Raw genomic sequence first — 4117 nt, forward strand, 5'->3', positions numbered from 1 at the left:
TCGGCGAAGCTGCGCGCCGCGCCGGCGCCGACGACGATCTCCGCCAGACCGGGCCGGAAGAAGCGGCCGCGCACGACCCGCACGCCGCGGCGCACGTCGAGGACCCGCGGCGAGACGCCGCGCACCTGCGCGTTGGCGGCGGAGCCGGCGCCGCGCAGCGCGAACCCCGCGACGACCACCCGCTCCGCCGAGACGAGCGGGCCGTCCTTGTCGCGGGCCACGCCGGGGGCGGTCGAGACGATCCGCACCTCGTCGAGGCCGACGCCGCTGACCATCTCCGACGACGCGCCGGCGCGCTGCACGATCGCGTTCCGCGGCGAGCCGGAGGCGACCAGCGTCGCCTGGAAGCCGCGGGCGAGCGAGAGCATCGCCACGAAGACGCCCACCGCGCCGGCCACGCCGAGCACCGCCACCAGCGACGAGAGCCAGCGGCGGCGCAGCGAGAGGACGTTGTAGATCAGCGGGATCGCCATCGTCAGACCCGCCGCGGCGCGGCGCCGCCGTGCACCGGCCGGATCGCCATCGTCAGGCCCGCCGCGGCGCGGCGCCGTCGTGCACCGGCCGGATCGCCATCGTCAGACCCGCCGCAGCGCTTCGACGATGTCGAGGCGCATCGCCGAGAGCGCCGGCGGCAGCCCCGCGGCGAGGCCGACGACGATCGCCAGGGCGAAGCCGAAGGCCAGCGTTCCCGACGACAGGTAGAAGTTGCCGAGCATCCCGTGCGTCGGGTCGCCGCCCATCGTGAACCCCTTCGCCAGGGCGAGGCCGATCCCGCCGCCGACGCCGGCGAAGGTCGCCGACTCGGCCAGCACGAGCCCCAGCACCGCGCGGTCGGAGTAGCCGAGCGTCTTCAGCACCGCCAGCTCGCCGGTCCGCTCGCGCACCGCGATCGCCATCGTGTTGCCGGTGACCAGCAGCAGCGTGAAGAACACGACCCCGCCGATGGAGAGGATGAGGAACTCGATGTTCCCCATCTGCTTGACGAACCCGGCGGCGAAGGCCCGCTCCGTCTGGGTGGAGGTCTCGTAGGGGGAGTCGGCGAAGCGGGCGTCGATCTCCTCGACGATCTTCGTCGCCTCGTCGGGGTTCGCGACCCGCACGACGTACCAGCCGACCAGCCCCTTGAAGAACGTCCGCCGCTCCTCGAGGTAGTCGTAGCGGAACCAGAACTGGTTGACGTCGTCCTCCGCCCGCTTGCCGTCGTAGATCCCGCGGAGGTTGAACTCCCACGTCCCGGTCCATATCGTGCCGCGCAGCGGGATGCGGTCGCCGATCCGCCAGCCGAACCGCTTGGCGAGGCCGCGGCCGACGACGCACCCCTGGCGGTCGGCGCGGAACGCCTTGAGCTGCTCCGGCGGGACGACGAACTCGGGGTAGGTGCGGAACCAGGTGTCGGCGTCCACCGCGAACTGGGGGAAGAAGTTCTTCTCGTCCTGGTAGACGCCGCCGAACCACGTCGAGTAGGTCACGTCGGCCACGCCGGGAACGGCGAGGATCCGGTCGCGGTAGGAGATCGGCAGCGGCATGATCAGCGAGGTCTTGTTGATCACCGCGAGGCGGTCCGCCCCCGCGACCTCCACGCCGCCGCCGAACGACGTCCGGATCGTCGCCAGCACGCCGAAGAGGAAGAGCGCCACCGCGAACGAGCCGACCGTCAGCAGCGCGCGGACCTTCTTCCGCAGCAGGTTGGCGACGACGATGCGGACGTACTTCATGCCCGCCCCCGGGCCTCCGCCAGCGCGCCCTTGTCGAGGTGCAGCGTCGCGTGCGCCCGCTCCGCCGCCTGCGGGTCGTGGGTGACCATCAGGATCGTCTTGCCGTAGTCGCGCGAGAGCCGCTCCAGCAGGTCGAGAATCTCCCCGGCCGACTTGCGGTCGAGGTCGCCGGTCGGCTCGTCGCAGAGGAGGAACGTGGGGTCGGCGACGATCGCCCGCGCGATCGCCACGCGCTGCTCCTGTCCGCCCGAGAGCTGCCGCGGGAAGTGTCGCGCGCGGTCGGAGAGGCCGACGATCTCCAGCGCAGCCTCGACGTGCCGCCGCCGCTCGGCCGCGGAAAGACGCGTCAGCAACAGCGGCAGCTCGACGTTGCGGTAGGCGTCGAGGACCGGCATCAGGTTGTACATCTGGAAGACGAAGCCGACGTGCCGCGCGCGCCAGCGGGTCAGCTTGGCCCGCGAGAGGTGCGTGATCTCGTCGCCGGCGACGGTCACCGCGCCGGAGGTCGGGACGTCGAGGCCGCCGAGCAGGTTGAGCAGCGTCGTCTTGCCCGAACCCGACGGCCCCATGAAGGCGACGAAGTCCCCCGCGTCGACGTCGAGGTTCAGCCCCTGCAGGACGTGGATCGTCTCGCCGCCGCGGCGGTAGATCTTGTCGAGGTTCCGGACGCGGACGAGGCTCTCCGACCGCTCCGGACCGTCCACGCGGACCACGAGCGCCCCCGCTCAGTCGGCGGACGCGGCGACGGCCTTCGCGCCGTCGCGCAGCCGCTGCGGCCCGCCGACAACGACCTGCTCTCCCGGCGCCGCGCCTTCGACCAGGTCGATCTCCGTCCCGCGCGGCGTGCCGAGCTTCGCCGGCCGCCGCGCGAGGCGGCCGTCCTTGAGCACGTAGACGACGTCGCCGCCGTCCTCGTTCCGCACCGCGGCGCGCGGCACGATCGCCCGCGGCGCGGCGCCCGGCTCCGGCTCGCCGAGGAAGGCGACCTTCACCCCCATGTCGGGCAGGATCTTCGGGTCGAGGGCGTCGAAGGCGATCCGCACCTTGACCGTCGCCTTCTGCCGGTCGGCGGTCGGGATCACCGTGCGCACGCTCGCCGGGATCCGCCAGTCGGGATAGGCGTCGAGCGTCGCCGCGACCTTCTGCCCCTCGCGGACGCGGGCGATGTTCGCCTCGTTGACGTCCACCTCGATCTCCAGCGACTGCATGTCCACGATCGTGGCGATGCCGGTGCGGGTGTAGCCGCCGCCGGCGGAGATCGGCGAGACCATCTCCCCGCGCTGCGCGTCCTTGGAGACGACGATTCCCGCGAACGGCGCGCGCACGGTGCAGTTCTCGAGGTCCTGCCGGGCGACGGCGATCCGCGCCTCGGCCGAGCGCACCTGTTCCTTGGCGAGCTGCAGCTTCGCGCGGTAGCTCTCGGCGCTCGTGCGCGTCGCGTCGAGCGCCTCCTCGCTGACGACCGTCTCGCGGCGCAGACGGTCGTACCGCTTCAGCTCGCGCTCGGCGTTGGCGAGGTTGACTTCGAGGTCGGGGATCTGCGCCCGCGCGACGTCGCGGTCCCGCTCGGCCGCGGCGAGGGCGACGCGCGCCTCGGCGTCGTCGAGCCTGGCGAGGACGTCCCCTTCCTTGACGACCAGCCCCTCGTCGGCGAAGACGTCGAGCACGCGGCCGGTGATCTTCGCCGCGACCGTCGCCCGCCGGCGCGGCGTGACGTAGCCGCTGGCGTTGAGCAGCGGCGCCGGACCGGCTTCGGGCGCGCGCGCCGCGGCGACCTGCACGCGCGCCGCGCGCTGCGGCAGCGCGACCGCCAGCAGCAGGAGCAACGCCGCCGCGGCGACGGCGGCGATGATCCAATTGCGCCGCCGCGGCGCGAGGCCGCGGTCCTTGTCTTCGATCTTCAGCGCGCCGAGGTTGTCGTTGGCCACGGATCCTCCGGTGCGGCGAGGGGAACGACGGCGACGGTCAGCCGCGCGGCGCAGGCGAGACGCCCCGCGTCGTCGCTGATCCGAATCTCCCAAACGTGGGTCGAGCGGCCGACGTGCAGCGGCCGGCATTCGGCGCGCACGAAGCCGCCGTCCGCGACCGACCTGATGTGGTTGGCGTTGATCTCGAGGCCGACGCAGCGGAAGCGCGCGCTGTCCACGGCGAGGATCGAGGCGGCGCTGGCGACGGTCTCGGCGAGCGCCGCGCTCGCGCCGCCGTGCAGCACGCCGAACGGCTGCCGCGTCCGCTCGTCCACCGGCATCCGCGCGGCGAGGAAGTCCTCCCCCGCCTCGACGAATTCGATGCCGAGCGCCTCGACGAGCGTTCCCTTCGTTGCTTGATTGAGCGCGCCGAGGTCGACCGGCCCGCGCCACAGCGACGGCATGACGACGTCCCTTTCCCGCCATTCAGGCGCC

The 4117-nt window shown here is 73.0% G+C and carries 5 protein-coding genes; all 5 read right to left on the reverse strand.

Going from position 1 to position 4117, the window contains the following annotated elements:
• Positions 1 to 473, reverse strand: a 473-nt coding sequence (locus tag LLG88_08365) for an ABC transporter permease (GenBank protein MCE5246916.1), incomplete at its 3' end; no start/stop codon positions are given.
• A gap of 102 nt (positions 474 to 575) precedes the next feature.
• Positions 576 to 1715 (reverse strand): FtsX-like permease family protein, encoded by a 1140-nt coding sequence (locus LLG88_08370; GenBank protein ID MCE5246917.1) that lies wholly within the window; start codon positions 1713 to 1715, stop codon positions 576 to 578.
• Positions 1712 to 2428, reverse strand: coding sequence for an ABC transporter ATP-binding protein (locus LLG88_08375; GenBank protein ID MCE5246918.1), 717 nt, complete (start codon positions 2426 to 2428; stop codon positions 1712 to 1714). The genes LLG88_08370 and LLG88_08375 overlap by 4 nt, the downstream gene beginning before the upstream one ends.
• 12 nt (positions 2429 to 2440) lie before the next feature.
• Positions 2441 to 3643: an efflux RND transporter periplasmic adaptor subunit gene (locus LLG88_08380; GenBank protein ID MCE5246919.1), complete on the reverse strand. Its 1203-nt coding sequence runs from the start codon at positions 3641 to 3643 to the stop codon at positions 2441 to 2443.
• The gene (locus LLG88_08385; protein ID MCE5246920.1) at positions 3616 to 4086 is read right to left on the reverse strand and encodes a hotdog fold thioesterase; all 471 of its coding nucleotides are present in this window, start codon (positions 4084 to 4086) and stop codon (positions 3616 to 3618) included. Before LLG88_08385 ends, LLG88_08380 begins: the two co-directional genes overlap by 28 nt.
• Positions 4087 to 4117 lie beyond the last annotated feature (31 nt).

Source organism: bacterium (genome assembly GCA_021372775.1).
Classification (GTDB): domain Bacteria; phylum Acidobacteriota; class Polarisedimenticolia; order J045; family J045; genus JAJFTU01.